Genomic DNA, 19896 nt, shown 5'->3' with positions numbered 1-19896 from the left:
GATGAGTTATTGAGCTAGTCATCTTTATCGACGTACTCAAATACTTTGATTACCTTACGTACACCAGAAGTATTGCGGGCGATATCAACCGCAATATCCGCTTGTTCGCGATCGATTAACCCCAGTAAAAATACCTCGCCGTTTTCCGTGATCACTTTAACTCGGGTCACATCCAAAGACTTCTCATTTAGCATCCGCGTTTTAACCTTGGTTGTTACCCAAGTGTCGTTGCTGCGAGTGGTAAATGAGGTAGGGTTACCAATGCGAATTTGATTATGTAATTTGCCGCCAATTTCCAGCTCTTGTACCGTTTTAATGGCTTTATCCCGCAACATTGAGTTAGGAGATTGACCAATCATCAATACATTACTGTTTAACACCACACCGGTAATATTGGTCTGGTTATGAATATCTTCATGCTTAGACAGTGCGCTGGTAATTTCAAAGTCGGCATTGGTATCACTGATTTGTGTCGACATACTACGCTCATCATTGACCATTTTGGCCCCGCCAACAGCACCAACCATCACCACGCCAGCGCAGCCTTGAAGAAGGAAAAGTATTGCTATGACAAGAGCCGTTTTTATCATGCTTGCTCGTCCTGTGGGAACAGAGTGCGGTCAATATTGTCACATAAGCAGTGAATTGCTAATAAGTGAACTTCTTGAATACGCGCAGTGACATTGGATGGAACTCGTACTTCAACATCGCCAGCGCTCATCAAGCCCGCCATAGCGCCGCCGTCTTTACCGGTTAATGCCACAATAGTCATGTCACGGCTTAATGCAGCTTCCATGGCTTTAATGATGTTACCTGAGTTACCGCTGGTCGAAATTGCTAATAAAATATCACCTGGTTGACCCAGTGCCATGATTTGCTTTGAGTAAATTTCGTCATAGCTGTAATCGTTAGCAATAGCTGTAATGGTTGAAGTGTCACAACTTAACGCGATAGCAGGTAGCGGTGGACGCTCAATTTCATAGCGGTTTAATAACTCAGCTGAGAAATGCTGCGCGTCACCTGCACTGCCACCATTACCACAGGCTAGGATCTTGTTACCACTTAAAAGACATTGCACCATCATTTCAGCCGCTTTCTCAATCGACTCTGGTAATGCTTCAGCAGCATCAATCTTGGTTTGAATTGACTCTGTAAAGCTATCTTTAATACGTTCTAACATGGGTTAAATCCTTACAAGGTAAAGTGTTGCTAGCATGCTTTATTTCTTCAATTGAGCAGCATTATAGCTAAAAATGGCTGTTTAAAAACACCCCTGAAGCCATTGAATGTCGGTTGTGTTAATGGCAACCATATCAAAACGGCATGGGGCATTGATTTTATGGGTTTGTATATACTGTTGGGCTGCTTTTCTGATGCGAGAAATCTGTGCTGCAGACAGGGCGGTGAGTGCGCCGCCAAATTGGGTTGATGAGCGAAATTTTACTTCAACAAAGACCCAAGTTTGTTGGTCGCGCATGATTAAATCAATTTCACCAAAGCGGTAACGCTGATTTTGAGCCACAAACTTAAGGCCTTGCTGTTCAAGGTAAGTGCGCGCGGTTAATTCAGCCTGTTGGCCTTGACCCACAGTTGACGACATCATAATGGGCGCAGCTGGCCTCGTTGGTATTTGCCCCAACTGAGTTTACGCTCAATGACGCCATTTTCATCCACCGATAATGCGCCACTACGGCCATTGAACTGGTAGCCAGGAAAGGCGCGCATTTGCGCTAAACGATTGACTAAATCAAGGGCGTCATAACCCATGATGTATAAACGCTTCTGGCTGTTATTCCAATTGCTCCAGAGTTTTTTGACCATGGTGGTTTCAGTATTCGTGCCCATTAACCAAGGGATATCACTGATCATCAGGTTGTTAAGCTCTTGAGCCGATTGAGTCGAGCTGCCACTTAAACGGCTGCGGCTGGTGGTATACAGGGCAACCGGATCGGCAAACACACTAAAATTGACGTCTAAAAAGGGCTTTAATAGCACTAAATCTTTTGCGGCTGAGATCATGTAAATAGCATCAATATCACGACGTGAGCGAAAATCAGCTTCAATATTGTTGCCAATCAGCTCTTTCATTCTAGCAATTCGCGCTTGGCTGTCTTTAACACCTAAGGCTTCTTGTACTGTTAGCTTCATCTGATCGCCGCGATCATAAAAGTGGACTTCAGCATTGTCTTCAGTGAGCTCAAGCCACTTTTTATTAAAGCTTTCTGCCATACGTTTACCCGTTGAGTCATTACTGACTAACAATAACGGTAGCGTGATGCCATCTTCATACAGTTTTTGCGCGGCATCGCTAGCTTCTTGTGCTGGTGATAATGAAAAGTAAAACTGATCATTTTTTGGGGTAAAGCTGTCGGTTTGATTTAAGTACAATTGCGGCACACTGAGTAAGCCTTGCTCATTGAGGGCTTGCAGTTCTTCAACTGCTGAAGGCAATAGCGGCCCAATCACAAATTCAGCACCTGCAGCAATAGCAGCTTGATAGGCCTGCTCAACCCCAAGGTTGGTGTCAAAAAAATTAAGCTCCACATTGTCTTCAATTGCGGCCATATAGCTGGCTAACAGACCTTGTCTAATAGGCTCAGCAACATCAGCGCGGCTGCCCGTAAGCGGTAATAGCACCGCAATATTTTGCGGTTTAAACGGCTTGGCATTTAAGGCTTGCTCTAAATCAGAAGGTAGCTTGCTCGCACCTGGGTGATTAGGATTGGTTTGTTGCCATTCGCCTAAGTAGCGAACTAGCTGTGATGGGTCAACCGCATAATGTTTGGCAATATAGGCTAACTGTAACCAGCCTGAAAAAGTGGGATTGCTGTTGTCACTCATAAAGCTTTTAATGGTTTCTTCATGCAGTGGCTGTAGCGTACGCCAAATAGTGTCATTCACTTCAAAGGCTTGCTGCTGCGGAAGATATAAACTGAGTAAACTTAATTGTCTAAGCTCATCAATAGGCTGCTTAGTTTGATTAAATAAGCGGGCTTTATATTGATGATAAGTGACTCTTTGCCACTGGGGTAATTTCCATTGGCTAGGATAGCGTAAAATTGCTAATGCATCGGCATCTGAGCTGGTGTTTTCAGCCACCCGCGCAGAAAGGTAAATATACTCAGCCTGAATGCTTGAATCACTTTGCAAATCAGCTTTCATCGAGGTCAAAAGCTTGTTTGCGGCAACAAAATTGCCATCATTGATATAAGCATGTGCGGCAAGTAGCAAATAGCGGTCGCGAATTTGCGGCTGTTTAGCATTGCTTGCTGCAGATAAATAAACATTAGCCGTTTGTTCAACGGATGCCATTGAGCTATCAATAGCCTGTTTATTTTCAGTAGGTTGAGTCGCACAACCAAATAACACGGCTGATAAAATGGCGGCGAAAACAAATTTAGTTGTATTCAGTCTTTTTAACACAGGGCTTCACTCTGGTAAGATGCTGACTCTAGTTTAACCTGCTCTTTCACTTGGCGAAAGTCTTGATGATAGTCAATACAGAGGTAGTTATGGACCTATCGGTCGCACTTTATATCGTTCCCACTCCTATAGGCAATTTAGGAGACATCAGCAGCCGTGCAATCGAGGTGCTTAATAACGTTAAACTTATTGCCTGTGAAGACACGCGTCATAGTGGCAAATTGCTCAGTCATTTTGGCATTGAAACCCGTAAGACGGCGTTGCATGATCATAATGAACGTGACAGAGCCCAGTGGATTATTCAAAAGCTGAGTAATGGTGAAGCTGTGGCACTTATTTCAGATGCGGGGACGCCGCTCATTTCAGATCCTGGCTACCACTTGGTCAAACAGGTGCGTGAAGCAGGTTACAATGTTATTCCGTTGCCGGGCCCTTGCGCAGCAATTACCGCCTTAAGTGCATCAGGATTACCTTCAGATCGTTTTTCATTTGAAGGCTTTTTACCTTCAAAAGAAAAAGGCCGTTTAGACAAATTATCAGCGCTTAAAGAAGACTCAAGAACCTTAATCTTCTATGAATCACCACATCGCATAGTGCACAGTTTAGAGTCAATTGTGGCGGCATTAGGCGAAGACCGTGAAATTGTCATGGCCCGTGAAGTGACTAAAACCTTTGAGACCTTTTTATCTGGCGCAGCAGGCGCTGTACTGCAACAAGTTAAAGATGACTTAAATCAGCAAAAAGGCGAAATCGTATTAATGATCCATGGTCACCGCAGTGACAGTGATTCAGAAATACCCACAGTGGTGATCAATACTTTAAAATTGCTATGTAAAGAACTGCCACTTAAAAAAGCCTCGGCATTGGCTGGCGAAATCTACGGCCTTAAAAAGAATGCGCTTTACAAATACGGTTTAGAAATCGGTCTATAGAGAATAGGTTGAGTTGAGTAGTTAGCTCAACCTGTTTACCTCAGCTTCATATGGTTTGCCATAAAGCCATATTTTAGTTGGTGTGTTGCAGTGGCTTAGGCTATAATCCGCGCCGAGTTGGCCAGACAGTTGCTGCGTTCGCAAGAACGGGGAGGAAAGTCCGGGCTTCAAAGAGCAGGATACCAGGTAACGCCTGGGCGGTGTAAACCGACGACAAGTGCAGCAGAGAGGAGACCGCCAACTTCGGTTGGTAAGGGTGAAAGGGTGCGGTAAGAGCGCACCGTGCGGCTAGTAATAGTTCGTAGCAAGGTAAACTCTATCCGAAGCAAGACCAAATAGGGTCCCGTATGGCGCTGCTCGCGTTGGGACCGGGTAGGTCGCTTGAGCCTGTGAGCGATTGCAGGCCTAGATGAATAACTGTCCAAGACAGGACCCGGCTTATCGGCCAGCTCACCTAATAGTACGAAGCCCGCTTATCGAAAGATAAGCGGGCTTTTTGCTGTCTAGTCTATCAGTAACTTATTTCATTACCGCTTGTTGGAAACGGTTACCTGCAATGGCGCCGATGACAAGTACCAGTAAATATACCCAACCAGATAATGAGAAATTAGCAATTGGGGTGAACAAGGCGCCGACATTACAGCCGTTAGCAAAGCGTGTACCAAAGCCCATTAACAGTCCACCTAAAGCAAACAATGCCAGCTGTTTTGTGGAGTGGTTTATGGCAAATGAGAATTTAAATTTACCCATAAATAACACCGCGATGAGCGTGCCTAAGAAAATCGCCAAGTTTTGTACTGATACCCCGTGTTCAAAAAAAGGCGTGCTGAACATAGCTTCAGGGCGCTGGCTTATTTCGGTAATGGTGTTCATTTCAACCCCAAACAACATCAAACCTTTAGCAAACCAAATACCAAAGGGGGTCGATGCGCCCCAGCCTGAGCCAGTACTTGCCATCATGATGCCAAAAATAACGGCAATAACTAATGCCGTGGTGCGCATTTGCCACAGGCTGGCAAGCCAGTTTTGATATGTTTTACGGCTAAATAACGTGAACTGTGTGTCTGCATCACGGTTAACGCTTTGGGATTGAAGCTGTTGACGCTCAATTTCACTGGCGACACCTAAGTATGAGCCTTTACGGCGGCGATAGTTTTCATATTTTTTGGCAATAATTACCACGGTTAACGCTAAAACTATGGTCACTAAAATTGACATGAAGTAACCATTCAGCGGCGTACCAGCAAACAGGTCGGGTAAAAATACCCCTTTACCTTGATAGCTTGCTGATGAAAACCAGCTATCAGTTATCCAGCTTTGGCTGCTTTGTAATGGAAAGCCAAAAAAGACTCCCGCGCCAAAAAACACTAAGGTAATTGCCGCTCTTGGCACATCACTGACAAACTCCACCATCATCCCCGTTGCGCAGCAGCTGGATAAGCTCATGCCTGCACCAAACATGATGCCGCCAATCAATAGCCCTGCATTAATGGGGTTAATCCATAAATCATAGTGCTGGCTATCAGCGTTAAGCAATAGACCGGCATTGATGATGGCAGTGATCACAAACATGAACATCAGGGTTTGCAATAATTGAGTAGAGCCGCGGCGGTAAGCGCGGTTAATACTGCCTGCAAAACCGATGGCGCCTTTGGCTAACGCAAAGCCTAAACTAAGGCCTAATAACAAGCGTAAAAACAGCCCGTCATTGGCTAATTGAGTCGCACCAACCACTAAGGTTAATAGCAAAATGGCAACGGCCATCACCGCTTGATTTTTATTTATTTCCACTAGACCAACCCACTACATTTGATAACAAATTCAAAACAGAAATTAAACAAATGACATTATTTTCAAGTGTTTAAGTGCATCTGCTATTTTTAGGGCGATTATGGTGAACCCGCTTGTTGCTGTCTATCGTCAACCGTTGTTTTAAATAGACTGCTTTGTCATAACTCATGCAATAAAGTGAATTATGATGATAATTATTTAATGTCTAAACCATGAAAGAGCTCAATTATCGATTCATTTATTAGCATATGGATCAAAATAACATGGCCGTTATGTTGGTTGGCTTTTCATTGGCTTTTCATTGGCTTGTTATTGGTTATGACTCAATATTTGAGGCGTTAGTCATTGGCTGTAATAGAGTATTGAGTGTCTAGACGATAATAAAATAGGCGCTATAGTGATTGTAAGTCAGCGTGTTATTACATCACAAAGCCCCCTTTTGGAGAATAAGGAGTGCGTGAGTTACGGGTTCTTTTATGGCTGCTTGTGCTCAACTCTTAAGTCTAACTCTTCCTTTGCGATTTTTAACAGTTTATCTCGCATCCAACCATTTAATGGGTCTTGCTCCGCTTGTTTATGCCAATACATATAGACAGGTAAATCGGGTACTTCAAAGGGCAGCTCTACCACACTCACGGGCATTTTATCTTTGAGTAGATTGGCGTAAGCATTTGGCATAGTCAGTAACATATCGCTGCGACTGATCACGCTGGTGGCGGCAAAATAATGCTCACATCGCAAGGCTATTTTTCTAGTAAGCCCGTGCTTAGCTAACGCCATATCCACGAGGTCAACTTTGGAATCTTTTAAGGTGACCAAGGCGTGGGGAAAATTAATATAGTTGGCTAAGGTTAAGTCTTGCAATATCGGATGACCTTGGCGGCATATTAACGAAAACCGCTCATTACACACTAGTGTGTGGCGAATATCGTCATGGGTTGGCATTAATACATCAATGACAATATCTAAGTCTTGATGCATTAACGCGGGCTCCATTTCAACCTGTGTAACTTGACGGCTATTTACTGTGATATTAGGGGTATTTGTCAGTAAGTCAGTGACCAATACTGGGAAAAATATCGATTCTAAAATATCGCGAAAACCAAACTTAATCTCCCGCTGATGTTGACTGACATCAAAGGCAGTATTGTCTGACAGTGTTTGCTCTAACACTGCTAATCCGTCAATCACTTGGGGAATAATGTTCTGGCAAACGGATGAAGGCACCATTTTTCTGCCGTGGCGGATAAACAGTGGGTCGTTAAATTTGTCTCGTAATCGTGCTAGTGCGTGGCTAACCGCTGGCTGGGTAAGATGCAGTTTAGTCGCAGCGGCGGTAATACTGCCTTCTTGATAGACAGCTTTGAGCACTAAGAACAAATTTAAATCAATCTTACTATGCATCATATTAATGTTTCGCCATAAATTTATATCACTTTTATTTATCTTACGACTATTTACATTAGATTAACATGAGTTAAAAAAGGAACAGTTAATGAATAGTCATATGATGGAACAAGCGAAGCGCATGACCATAGGTAGTGAGAAATATAAGCTACCAATGCCAGCGACATTTAGCGATCCGCTAGAGCAACGTGAATATGAAAAGCAGCGCTTAGCGGCAGGTTTTAGGGCGTTTGCCCTTAAAGGATTTGATGAAGGATTAGCAGGGCATATTACCTTGCGTGACTGCATTGAACCAGAGACTTTTTGGGTCAATCCTGTTGGGATGTACTTCGGCCACATTACAGTCTCTGACTTAGTTAGGGTTGATCACCAGGGTAATATTATTGAGGGGAACTCTGCCATTAATAATGCCGCTTTTGCCATTCATTCTAGGATCCATCATGCCAGACCGGATGTGAATGCCATTGCTCATGCGCATACCACTTATGGTCGCGCTTTTTCTGCCTCGGGTGAGTTATTAGCGCCAATTTCCCAAGATGCTTGTATGTTTTATCAAAATCACAGTGTGTTTAATGCGTTCACAGGAGTTGTCGCTGAATTAAGTGAAGGCGATATGATTGCTGAATCATTAGCTGATAATACCGCAGTTATTTTACAAAACCATGGGCTGTTAACCGTGGCTAAATCAGTAGATGCTGCGGTGGCTAACTTTGTGATGATGGACAGTTGTTGCCATAGTCAATTATTGGCACAAGCAGCGGGCAATATGCAGCTTATTAGCGATGAAATTGCCACTAAAACCCGTCAGTTTAATGGTTCTGACTTGGTGACATGGGGTAACTTTCAGCCCTTGTTCCAACAAGTGCTTGCTCAAGATAGTCGTTTTCTTGATTAAAGCGAGAGCAAACAGTGATTATAGGCGTCAGCAAAAAGTGCCAGTAGAAAGTACCTGCAGGGATAAATAACATCAATGGACATTAATGGACATCAATGGACATCAGGGGGGGATGTATGGAAGCGTCAATTTTTACTGAGGTGTTATTACCGCTGGCATTGGCCTTTATTATGCTTGGTATGGGGTTGAGTTTAACTCAGCAAGATTTTACGCGCTTATGGCGCACACCTAAACCCATTATAGTGGGTTTGCTTGGGCAAGTGATTCTGCTGCCTTTGTTGGCGCTAGGTATTTGTATCGCGTTAGACCTTAATGCTGCATTGGCGGTAGGTTTGATGATCCTTGCAGCTTGTCCCGGCGGCACTATGTCTAATGTCTTTAGTCATTTAGCTAAAGCAAATCTAGCACTATCAGTCAGTTTAACGGCGTTATCCACATTAATTTGTGTGTTTACCACGCCGTTTATTATTGGTTACTCGGTGCTGTTATTTGTAGGTGATCAAGCGACAGAGTTTTCAATTTTGGCAGCGGCCTTAGGGCTGGTGCTGATTACTTTACTGCCTGTATTGATAGGCATAGTGATTCGGCACCATTACGCATCTTGGGCACAAAAAGTGGCAGTGTATTTTAGGCGGTTTTCACTGTTTTTTATGCTCACTATGATTATTGCCCTGATAATCAAAGAGCGTGAGTTGTTACTCGAATCATTTGAACAAGTCTTTCTGGCGAGTATTTCACTGAATATATTATCGGTAATGATGGGGCTATTACTGGCTAGGTTGTGCTCATTATCCATTATTGATGGACTAACGTTAGGCATTGAAGTTGGTATGCAAAATGCGGCTTTGGCAATATTAATTGCGATCAGTTTTTTGCATGAACCTGAGTATGCTATTGCCGCAGGGGTATATGGTTTAACTATGTACATTGGCCCTAGTTTATTAGTGTATTGGGTTAAGCACTTTCGCGGCCGAAAAACACAGGTGCAGCAACCTGCTAATCGTTAATGATGAAGGCTATTGTTATCATGACTTTCAAACATTAACAATGGGTGGCACTTTATTTAATAATAACTAATGCGATAAGGTGAATATTAATGGCCACTATACAATAGCTAAATCATCCGTTATAGAGGTGCTTAGTGCTAACCTCTATGATTGAATCGTCTGTAATTACGACCAATATATGTATTAAAGTCCTTATTAATCAGTAATGAGGCTAAGTTTATTGAGTTTCTTGCTCATGGGGCGCATTATCTAAACTCGACTTCTTTAACATAAAATCACTTCAAATAATGAAAAAGCCCAATGCTGCTACCGCGCCGACTCCGCTGACAACTGATGTAAAAACGTCGGCGACAAAGGCTGACTTTCCTATTATTGGTATTGGTGCTTCTGCTGGCGGCCTTGAGGCCATTGAGCAGTTTTTAAGCCAGGCTAAAGCTGATTGCGGTATGGCTTTTGTGGTGGTGCAGCATCTAGACCCTCACCATAAAGGCATTATGTGTGAGCTGTTGCAGCGTGTAACCCCGCTTAAGGTGCTACAAATTAGCGATCGCATGATGGTTAAGCCCAATCATGTATATGTTATCCCGCCCGCTTATGACCTAACTCTTTTAAATGGGACATTACTGCTATTTCCTCGTGTTGAGCCCCATGGGTTACATTTACCGATAGATTATTTTCTTAAGTCTTTAGCGGCTGATAAACAGGCTCAAAGCATTGCGGTGATTCTGTCGGGAATGGGCTCAGACGGCACGCTTGGGTTACGGGCTATCAAAGAAAAATTTGGTGCAGTGTTTGTACAGCGCCCTGATACGGCCAAATTTGCCAGTATGCCTAAAAGTGCCATTGATACCGGACTAGTTGATGCTGTAGCACCCGCAGATGTGTTAATGGATAATGTGGTTAATTACCTCAACCACATGCCTATTCAGGTTGAAAATACTGAACAAGATCACCACGACATTAAAAAAGTCATCGCCTTGCTGCGATCCCATACAGGGCATGATTTTTCCCGTTACAAAAAAAGCACCATTTATAGACGTATTGAGCGGCGCATGGCTTTGCATAAGCTCACCAGCATTGCTGACTATGCTCAGTATTTACGCAGTAATGCCCAAGAAAATGAACTGCTGTTTAACGAGTTACTCATTGGTGTGACACACTTTTTCCGTGACAGTCAGGTTTGGCTGCAGCTTCAGGATGAGGTTATTCCAGCATTGCTGGCTAAACACCCAGAAGGCGGCACCTTGCGAGCTTGGGTACCTGCTTGCTCTAGCGGTGAAGAGGCTTATACATTGGCAATCGTGTTTCAAGAAGCCTTAAAGCAAGGGAGTTATCCCCAGCATTTTGAGTTGCAGATATTTGCCACCGATCTTGATAATGACGCGGTTAAAAAAGCCCGAGCTGGGATCTACCCGGCGAGTATTGCAGATGATATTGCTCAAACGCGATTAGATCATTATTTTGTGGCCAATAAGGCAGGTTACCGCATCGGTAAAGAAATACGGGAAATGGTTATTTTTGCCCAGCAAAATCTGGTCACCGATCCACCATTTACTAAGCTTGATTTAATCAGTTGTCGAAACTTGTTTATCTATTTAGAAGCGGATTTACAGCAAAAGCTGATCCCCTTATTTCATTACAGCTTAAATCCTGGTGGGGTGCTGGTGTTAGGCACCTCTGAAACCATAGGTAAAGACGACGTCCTGTTTAGTGCTGTGCATGAAAAACTGCGTATTTATCAGCGATGCGAGACAATTGAACCGATTAATTTAATGAGCTTTCCAAGCAGAACCTCAGGTGGCTATTCACCTGAGCAAATGTTTGAAAAACTGGTGCCCGCTAAAACCCAAGGAGTTGATGATTTGAACTTAGAAGACTTGACCCAATCGCTGTTGCAAGAGCACTTTGTGCCAGCGGCGTTGCTGACCACAGAGCAAGCGGATATCGTCTATATCAATGGTAAAACTGGCAATTATTTAGAGCCCGCAGCCGGTAAAGTAAATCACAATCTATTTGCAATGGCTCGTGAAGGTTTAACTGCGCCCATAAGTGAAGTGTTTAATCGGGCTGTGCGCCAAAAGAAGAAGGCTGAACTAAGAAATATTAGTGTGGGGACTAATGGCAATACAGTGCAAGTGGATGTGAGTGTGCAACCATTGCTGCAACCTGCAAGTCTGTGTGGCATGGTATTGGTGCTGTTTAGTGAATCATCAATGCAGACTTCGGCTTTAAGCACGCACAGTAGCGCTGATGGCGTTGATAGCGCTACTGATACTGATGAAATAGTTGCCTTAAACCAAGTCCTGCAACAGGCTCGGGATGATTTAAGGATCACCACCAATGAGATGCAGTTTGCACAAGAAAACCTCAAGTCGACTAATGAAGAATTACAAAGCACCAATGAAGAGCTGCAAAGTACTAACGAGGAGCTGACCACCTCTAAAGAAGAAATGCAGTCGATGAATGAGGAATTACAAACCGTCAATCATGAGCTAAACACTAAAGTTAATGAGTTGTCAGAAGCCAGTGATGACATGAAAAACCTGCTTAATAGCACCAATATTGCCACCTTGTTTTTAGATAGCGATCTTAAGGTGCGCCGTTATACCACTGAAACACGCAGTATTTTCAAACTCATTGCCAGTGATGTTGGTCGTCCGATCACTGATTTAGTTAGCTCGTTAATTTATCCCGCCTTGGCTGATGATGCCTGCGAAGTGCTGCGGAGCCTGATATTTCAGCAAACAGAGGTGCAAACCCATGATGGTCGCTGGTATATCGTGCGCATCATGCCTTATCGCACCCAAGAAAACCTCATCGATGGCGTAGTGATCACCTTTAGTGACAATACTGAAAACAGAATGGCGAGTATTGCCATGACGCAATCGGAATCGCGATTCCGATTATTATTTGAAAATTCCTCCCATGCAGTTGCCTATAAAAGAATCATTTTGAACAATGACAAAGCGGTAGACTTCAACTATCTTGAAGTAAACAACGCTTATGTTGGCATAACCGAACTACATGACGTAATTGGAAAAAATGGCAGTGAAGTCATTCCAAATATCCTCCAATCGAATAGTGATTTTATGGCTGCTTGTGGTCGCGTCGCTATGTCTGGCAAGCCAGAAAAAATTGAGTATTACGTAAAAGAAACTAAGCAATGGTTTGAATGTTCAATGTACTCACAACAACAAGGTCTGTTTGTTTGTGTGACTAAAAACATTACCGATAAAAAGCACAACTTAAAAACCTTAAATAATGTAAGGGAAATACTTAAGCGGGGGAATAACTCCTCTGAAGCAGAGCTTAGGAATTTATTGGTGGATGTACAAAATAATCTGGAGAAACTTTGCAAGATGGAATAGCAAAGTGATATCCAAAGGCAAAGGAAGATAGCCATGACCAAGTGCACGCAATGAACAAGGGTATAAAGCCAACTATTCAAAGCCTGAATTCATTGCGTAAGGATTCTATGCAGTGTCAGCATAAACATGATTGCAATGAGTGCAATGAGCGCTGCTCACTAGCGGATGAGGTTGCAGCTGATCGATTACTACATGAGTTACAGGTGCATCAAATCGAATTAGAGATGCAGCAAAAAGAGCTAATAGTGGCCAGAGATATCGCCGAATCAGCCGCTGCAAACTATCAAGCATTATATGATTTAGCCCCAGTAGGTTATGTTTCGCTTAATCGCACTGGGCATATCACTCAGGCTAATTTTACCGCTGCAAGTATGTTAGGTATGCCCCGTAAAAATATACTGGGTAAACGCCTTGGAGCATACTTAACTGAAGACTCCCTACTGCAATATAACGCTCACCTTGGCAATACTTTTCAAGGCGTTGACTCTCCAGACAGTGAGATAAAACTTAACATCGATAATAAGCTAAGCACGGTACAGTTAAAGCTTACTATTAACGAAGATGGCCTTGAATGCCTTAGCGCACTGACAGATATTACCGCCACTAAAAAATCTGAAATAAAATTAAAACTTGCCGCCAGTGTTTTTAGTCATGCTCATGAAGGCATCATGATCACCGATTTAAAGGGCAATATCCTTGAAGTTAATGACACTTTCACTCAGATAACGGGCTTTAGCCGTCAAGAGGCCATTGGTAAAAACCCACGAATTTTCAGATCGGGTCGACAGTCTGCAGACTTTTACGACGGTATGTGGAGCACGCTGAAACAGCATAACTATTGGTGTGATGAAATATGGAATAAACGCAAAAACGGCGAAATTTATCCGCAAATGCAATCAATCAGTGCGGTGCGTGATGTGTATGGTAAGGTCATGCACTATGTCTCAATGTTTACTGACATAACCGATAAAAAAGCGCACCAGCAGCAACTAGAGCATACCGCCCATCACGATATGTTAACAGGTTTACCCAATAGAGCATTACTGGCCAATAAGTTAGCGCAGGCACTAAAACAGAGCCTGCGACGCGGTAAAAAGCTGGCACTGGCTTATCTTGATTTAGACGGCTTTAAAGCCATTAACGATATCCACGGCCATAGCACTGGCGATCAATTCTTAGTTTTAATTTCACAGGCGCTAAAAAGTGCGCTGCGTGCAGGAGACTTTTTAGCGCGTATTGGCGGTGATGAGTTTGTTGCAGTACTCAGTGACCTAGAACAGGCCAGTGATTGTGAACCAGTATTACAGCGGATGCTGGTGGCTGCATCGCAAAGTATTATTTGCAATGAAGAAATACTGCAAGCTTCAACCAGTATTGGGGTAACACTGTACCCGCAAAATGGCACCGATCCAGACTTATTGCTAAGACAAGCTGATCATGCGCTGTATCAAGCGAAAGACGCAGGCAAAAGCTGTTATTTATTTTTTGATAAGGACTCTGCTGAAGCCTCGAAAACGAAACGAAAGAGCCTTGAGTGTATTATTCAGGCTTACGAAAACCAAGAGTTTGTTCTTTATTTTCAGCCTAAAGTAAATATGAACACAGGGAAAGTAGTGGGGGTTGAAGCATTGCTGCGCTGGCAGCATCCGCAACAAGGATTATTGCTGCCAGAAGTCTTTTTACCCATGATTGAAGACCACTTAATTAGCATTAAAATAGGCGAGTGGGTAATTGATACTGTACTTAAACAACTAGATGAGTGGCAAGAAAAAGGCTTAACGATTCCCGTTAGTGTCAACATTGGCGCCAGCCAATTGCAAAGTAGTGACTTTGTCGCCAACTTAGCTGCAGCTTTAACCGCTTACCCTAATATTTCTCCCGAGCTATTGGAAATGGAGATATTAGAAACCAGTGCCTTAGAAGATATGGTTAAAATTAGTCAGCGAATGAACGCCTGTTTACAAATGGGCGTTAAGTTTGCCTTAGATGATTTTGGTACCGGTTACTCATCACTTACCTACCTTAAAAGCTTGCCTGCCACTAAATTAAAAATAGATCAGAGCTTTATTCGGGATATGTTAATCGATACGTCTGATCTTGCTATTGTGAAGGCTATCATAGGCCTAGCAGATATCTTTGACCTTGGGGTCGTTGCCGAAGGGGTAGAGACTAAGGCGCAAGCTGATAAGTTATTATCGCTTAACTGCACTGTAGCTCAAGGGTATGGTATTTCTAAACCTATGCCAGCAGCACAGGTGCCTAAGTGGGTGCAAGCTTGGCACTGCAACCCAACCTGGATAGTATAATTCTTAAGGATTAATGCTACTGCAATTTGCTGAGCAAGTTCGATTTGCCATTTAAACAACAGAGTTTGCTGCACTGGTTAGCTATTCAGCCTAGGTCAGTATTGGCGTCTCACATTTAGTACATAAATAAGTTTTTCATCTTTGGTTAACCACGCCGCTCAAGCCTTATTTGAAGCGAAAAACAAAGGCCGAAATTGTGTGGTGAACTCTTCAGCGCTTGTTACTCTATTAGCAAGTTAGAGCTTAGAAACACCGCTAAGCTGTTACTGCCCAAGGAGGCTGATAAAGCTGCAATTGGCTCACAGCTTACTCTTAGATGATCTTTGTTGTTTAATTGTACTTAGTTTAAAGTGACGTTATTAACCTTCTTCATGGGAATAAAATAATATACATACTTTTTCGCTCCCTTTATTGATAAATAACTATATTTTTGATGACGCAACTAGCAATTCCTCTTTTATATCATTATTAAAGACTGTCGAATCTCCTCTAAAAATACGCTATGTTAATTAAATAATTAGCACGGCCTTTTGGGGGTAAACACTTTTCGTATTTTCGCCTTGTTTACCCTTACACTGTACAAACGCTTTATGAGTATTCTTTAAGGCGCTTAACGAGCCATTTCTGGCCCTAGAGATAGGACTCACCATGAGTAAAATTTTTCTAATTCGTCACGGCCAAGCCAGTTTTCATGCCGATGATTATGATCAGTTATCTGATTTAGGCATTGAGCAGGCTAAGCTGGTGGGGCGATATTTAGCCAATAAAACCATTACGCCAGATCTCGTGATAACAGGCTCAATGTTACGCCATCAGCAAACCGCGCAGCATAGCCTAGATACCTTTGGTTTGGCCGATGATGCACTGATAAGTTTAAGTGAGCAAGATGCTGGCTGGAATGAATATGACCATCAAAATATTCTCGGTGCGTATCATCCTGAGTTTACCAGCCCCAGTAAAATGCGCGCATTTTTAGCTCAAGAGCCCGATCCTCTCGCGGCTTTTCAGCAGCACTTTTTCGGCGCTATGCAGCAGTGGATACAGGCATCTGCAACGGCCAAGCATAATGACAGTGGTCCATATACCGAATCTTGGGCAGAGTTTCAGCAAAGGGTCACTGGTGCCTTTAAGCAGTTAACGAGTCAACATCACGGTAAAACCATTTTTGTCTATTCATCAGGTGGGCCGATTAGCGTGATTGCCAGTTTATTATTGGGATTGCCGCTAACACAGTTTGTCGATATTAATTGGTCATTAGTCAATGGCGGCGTGACCAAAGTGGTGGCCAGAGGTCAGGATAAACAGTGGTCATTGTCTTCATTAAATGAGCACGATATATTTGAGCAACAAGGGGATAAAAGGATAATTACTTACACCTAAGTGCTTATTTTTGCTGTAACAGCGCCTAAAATGGGCTTAAATAGCCCATGTAAATAATAAAAATAACTCATCATAAAATGGATAATAAGATGCGAAAAAATATTTTGATCACCGGGGCAAGTTCGGGTTTAGGTCGAGGAATGGCCATTGAATTTGCAAAACAGGGATCTAACTTAGCACTGTGTGCGCGCCGAATGGATAGGTTAGTTGAGCTCAAGGCTGAGTTAGAACAAATTAACCCGCAAATTAACGTGCTTATAAAAGCCTTAGACGTGAATGATCATGATGCGGTTTTTAGTATTTTTGACCAATTTAACGTTGAAATGGGGCCGTTAGACCGCATTATTATTAATGCGGGCATGGGTAAAGGTGCTTCTATTGGTACTGGGTATTTTCATGCCAATAAGCAAACCGCAGAAACCAATTTTATTGCCGCACTTGCACAAGCTGAGGCGGCAATGGCTATCTTTAGGGCTCAAAATTCAGGGCATTTAGTCACCATATCATCAGTCAGTGCAGTACGTGGTTTTAGACGGGCAATGACAGTTTACGCAGCCACTAAAGCAGCGCTAACATCTCTTAGTGAAGGCATACGTATTGATGTAATGAATACGCCGATAAAAGTAAGCTGTATTCACCCTGGTTTTATTCAAAGTGAGATCAATGAAGGGGTTGAAAAAATCCCCTTTATTGTCGATACCGAAACCGGTTGTAAGGCGTTAGTAAAAGCGATTAATAAAGAAAAAGCCAACGCTTTTGTGCCAGGTTGGCCATGGGCAATATTGCATTGGGCATTACGGATTGCACCTGTGAGTGTTATCAGAAAAATGAGTTAAATCATTTGCTTAAATTAGAATTAGAATTGGCCTATTTATCCTGTGATAGATAGGCTTTTTTGTATTCACACTGCACTGAACCTTAGTTGTGATGGGATTGAATGGTTCGATCCTTCAACAGTGAGTCGAAAAACTGCTTTAATTAAGTCATAATTTTTATCGTTAATGCTGCTGAGTTTTATTGTGCTAACCCATATTGGTATTTTTGGGGACGGCCGATTCAGTACTGGTACTCTTTTTACTTGGTTAGGTACTTCATGTTTAAAAAAATCTCATTATGCATTTTAGCGATGGCTTCTTGGCAAGCATCTGCTGAACAGTCTTATTTTTTTGACCAGCAAGATGGCCAATTTGATCTTGGCTATCACCTCGCTGAAAATGCCTATGGTTTTTTACCGGTTCCTATTTTAATTACTGAGCCTGCAGTTGGTGCTGGTGGTGGTTTGATGGGCTTGTTTTTGCACGAAACCGATGAAGAAAAAGAACTACGTAAACAAAAAGCCCTTGAGTCTATTGATGGCGGCGCCCAGTTAATTCCTGCAGCAATGACCTTGGTGGGCGGCGGCGCGACAGCCAATGGTACTTGGTTTGCTTTTGCGGGGCACCGTCATTCTTGGTTAAACGATAGTATTCGTTATACCGGCGGCGCAGGTGCTGCTAAGGCGAATTTAGATATTTATACTAATTTAGGTGGCTTACTACCTGAAGGGAAAAACCTCAAATTTGATACCACTACCGAAGCTTACTTTGCGATGCAAAAACTGCAGTTTAGAGTGGCTGATACGCCATTATTGTTGGGCTTAAAACAGCTATGGTCAGTGTCCAGTGTCTCATCATCAAACGCTGTAGTTGATTGGTTTTTGCAAACCGCACTGGGTGATAAACATACCACCTCAGGTCTTGGTTTGGTGGCCGAGTATGACACTCGAGATAATATGTTTTTCCCGAAAAAGGGTTACATTTTATCGGCTGAATACATGTTATATGATGAGGCGTTAGGTTCTGACAGTCATTACGGTACCTTAGATACCAGTGGCGAGTTTTATTTCCCTATTGCTAAAAAGTGGACCTTTGCGGTCGCTGCTAGTTATCAGGAATTGTATGAGAAAGACACCAGCCTTTCACCTACCACTAAGCCTTATGTTGATCTTCGTGGTGTATCAGCATTTCGCTATCAAGGTGATCAAGTCGGCACCTTACAAGCGCAGTTGATGTATCACATAGATCACCGCTGGACGGTATCGACCTTTTACGGTTACGGCCAAACAGAGACAGGGACGGAATCAATACAAGACAGCAGCGACTCCGTTAATGCTTATGGTGTTGGCTTTCGCTATCAAATTGCCAGACGTTACGGCATTCATATGGGGGTGGATGTCGCCGCCAGTGAAGAGGAGCGGGCATTGTATTTTAACCTAGGCTCGGGCTTTTAATCGTCAATCAGACACTTAAGCACATATTAATTGGCAATCAGTTTATATGTGCTCTTACCTTTATAAGTACTATTGAATTCAGTAGTAGTCAATATCATCTACCAGGGACTTAGTTATAATTCTTACACTTTTAATTAAGCACTTTTCGATAATAAAATTATATTTAACTGATAATTGATTACACTGTTTATATTGGGTTGTCTCTATGCCTGTATTTTACAAATAGTGTTGCTATTTTATCTTTGCTTATGTCTTTATTAACAATCTAATCATTTTGTAACTGCTGTAGGTTATTAATAATTAGGGTTTGAATAATTTAAAAAACTATTTTTATTAATTACCATTTAATTTGTTGGTAATTTAAAGTGTCGCGGCGAGGCGTAAGATGTTTATTTGTTGTTGCTCAGGTGTTTGTTTGTGGCTTGATTGGTGTTTATTTTGTGAGAAACACTTGTTGCAGCCAAGTTTTTAATTTAAATTTTCAAAACTAATTCTATATTTATAATGTTATCAGTAGCAGTAGGTGAGTAGTACTGAATTGTTTTCTATTTTGGTCAGATTTGAAATTTATTGATCATTTCAAGAACAAGTGTCATTTCAATTGACTGGGACATAAGCTCTACCAATCATCACAACCATAAAAGCTAAGGTTTTGTAATTAAACATGGTGCCAAAGGCTAGAGTAAAATAGAGGTCTGAAATTTTGGTTTTATCTTATCTGTCTGTACTTTAATTATTTTATGTTTTTGATTGTGGCAGTGTCTTGCTGTCGAAACAATTCAGAGTGTTGTTTTTTATTCATATCTTGAGGGATATTTTTTATCCTAAGAGATACTTGTTGAATATATGTGCTGTTTTTATATTAACTGAAATATTTATGAGGGGTAAGTTAAGACTTAAGGTTTTTAGCCGTGAGTCTTAAGCTTGTTTTTCAAACTATATCTGTAATTTTTATTTTTACGTTTGTTGCTTGTTTTCTGCGTTGTTATTTTTTTGACTTTAAATTCAAAGCTGTTTTTTGTTTTTACTGTTGTTTGAAATAAAATCTTCACTTTACTTATTTGTATGTTTTATTTAATTTACTCCCGCCTTTACTGATGCTGAAATATTGCTTGAGA

At 42.2% G+C, this 19896-nt stretch carries 14 protein-coding genes and 1 other RNA gene; 9 read left to right on the top strand and 6 right to left on the bottom strand.

Features of this window, described 5'->3' with window-relative positions; all coding sequences use genetic code 11:
• Positions 1 to 14: 14 nt before the first annotated feature.
• From Q4557_RS09600 to Q4557_RS09585, 4 genes are all read right to left on the bottom strand, one after another.
• Positions 15 to 590 (bottom strand): BON domain-containing protein, encoded by a 576-nt coding sequence (locus tag Q4557_RS09600; RefSeq protein WP_102440332.1) that lies wholly within the window; start codon positions 588 to 590, stop codon positions 15 to 17.
• Positions 587 to 1180: a phosphoheptose isomerase gene (locus Q4557_RS09595; protein WP_076541969.1), complete on the bottom strand. Its 594-nt coding sequence runs from the start codon at positions 1178 to 1180 to the stop codon at positions 587 to 589. The genes Q4557_RS09600 and Q4557_RS09595 overlap by 4 nt, the downstream gene beginning before the upstream one ends.
• Positions 1181 to 1261: 81 nt before the next feature.
• On the bottom strand, positions 1262 to 1588 hold the full coding sequence (locus Q4557_RS09590; RefSeq protein ID WP_102440355.1) for a YraN family protein: 327 nt from the start codon (positions 1586 to 1588) through the stop codon (positions 1262 to 1264).
• Positions 1589 to 1599: 11 nt separating this feature from the next.
• The gene (locus tag Q4557_RS09585; RefSeq protein ID WP_303412342.1) at positions 1600 to 3423 is read right to left on the bottom strand and encodes a penicillin-binding protein activator; all 1824 of its coding nucleotides are present in this window, start codon (positions 3421 to 3423) and stop codon (positions 1600 to 1602) included.
• A gap of 89 nt (positions 3424 to 3512) precedes the next feature.
• Here Q4557_RS09585 and rsmI point away from each other — a divergent pair, with 89 nt between their 5' ends.
• Together rsmI and rnpB are read left to right on the top strand one after the other, a co-directional pair.
• Entirely contained in the window at positions 3513 to 4355 is an 843-nt protein-coding gene (rsmI, locus tag Q4557_RS09580) for a 16S rRNA (cytidine(1402)-2'-O)-methyltransferase (RefSeq protein ID WP_102440330.1), read from the top strand.
• 113 nt (positions 4356 to 4468) lie between these two features.
• Positions 4469 to 4812: RNase P RNA component class A (gene rnpB, locus Q4557_RS09575), an RNA gene on the top strand.
• 62 nt (positions 4813 to 4874) lie between these two features.
• On the opposite strand, the gene Q4557_RS09570 is transcribed toward rnpB, so the two are convergent.
• Positions 4875 to 6146, bottom strand: coding sequence for a YeeE/YedE family protein (locus Q4557_RS09570; RefSeq protein ID WP_303412340.1), 1272 nt, complete (start codon positions 6144 to 6146; stop codon positions 4875 to 4877).
• A gap of 474 nt (positions 6147 to 6620) precedes the next feature.
• A complete protein-coding gene (locus Q4557_RS09565; RefSeq protein WP_303412338.1) occupies positions 6621 to 7553 on the bottom strand; it encodes a LysR family transcriptional regulator in 933 nt (310 codons plus the stop codon).
• Positions 7554 to 7641: 88 nt separating this feature from the next.
• Here Q4557_RS09565 and Q4557_RS09560 point away from each other — a divergent pair, with 88 nt between their 5' ends.
• The 7 genes from Q4557_RS09560 (at position 7642) to Q4557_RS09530 (ending at position 18778) form a co-directional block, all read left to right on the top strand.
• A complete protein-coding gene (locus tag Q4557_RS09560) occupies positions 7642 to 8448 on the top strand; it encodes a class II aldolase/adducin family protein (RefSeq protein WP_102440327.1) in 807 nt (268 codons plus the stop codon).
• Positions 8449 to 8564: 116 nt separating this feature from the next.
• Positions 8565 to 9455, top strand: a complete 891-nt coding sequence (locus Q4557_RS09555) for a bile acid:sodium symporter family protein (RefSeq protein WP_102440326.1) — start codon at positions 8565 to 8567, stop codon at positions 9453 to 9455.
• A 287-nt stretch (positions 9456 to 9742) separates the two neighbouring features.
• Entirely contained in the window at positions 9743 to 12823 is a 3081-nt protein-coding gene (locus Q4557_RS09550; protein WP_102519730.1) for a chemotaxis protein CheB, read from the top strand.
• Positions 12824 to 12873: 50 nt separating this feature from the next.
• Complete coding sequence (locus Q4557_RS09545; RefSeq protein WP_303412335.1) at positions 12874 to 15129, top strand: GGDEF and EAL domain-containing protein; 2256 nt, start codon at positions 12874 to 12876, stop codon at positions 15127 to 15129.
• 648 nt (positions 15130 to 15777) lie between these two features.
• A complete protein-coding gene (locus Q4557_RS09540) occupies positions 15778 to 16509 on the top strand; it encodes a histidine phosphatase family protein (RefSeq protein ID WP_303412333.1) in 732 nt (243 codons plus the stop codon).
• An 89-nt stretch (positions 16510 to 16598) separates the two neighbouring features.
• A complete protein-coding gene (locus Q4557_RS09535) occupies positions 16599 to 17345 on the top strand; it encodes an SDR family oxidoreductase (RefSeq protein WP_303412331.1) in 747 nt (248 codons plus the stop codon).
• Between the two features lie 257 nt (positions 17346 to 17602).
• Positions 17603 to 18778, top strand: a complete 1176-nt coding sequence (locus tag Q4557_RS09530; RefSeq protein WP_303412329.1) for a BamA/TamA family outer membrane protein — start codon at positions 17603 to 17605, stop codon at positions 18776 to 18778.
• Positions 18779 to 19896 lie beyond the last annotated feature (1118 nt).

Origin of the sequence: Shewanella sp. 5_MG-2023 (assembly GCF_030547465.1) — a bacterium.
In the GTDB taxonomy this organism is placed as follows: Bacteria; Pseudomonadota; Gammaproteobacteria; order Enterobacterales; family Shewanellaceae; genus Shewanella.
The sequence above is the reverse complement of the archived record's forward strand: the minus strand, read 5'-3'. Positions and strand labels throughout refer to the sequence as shown.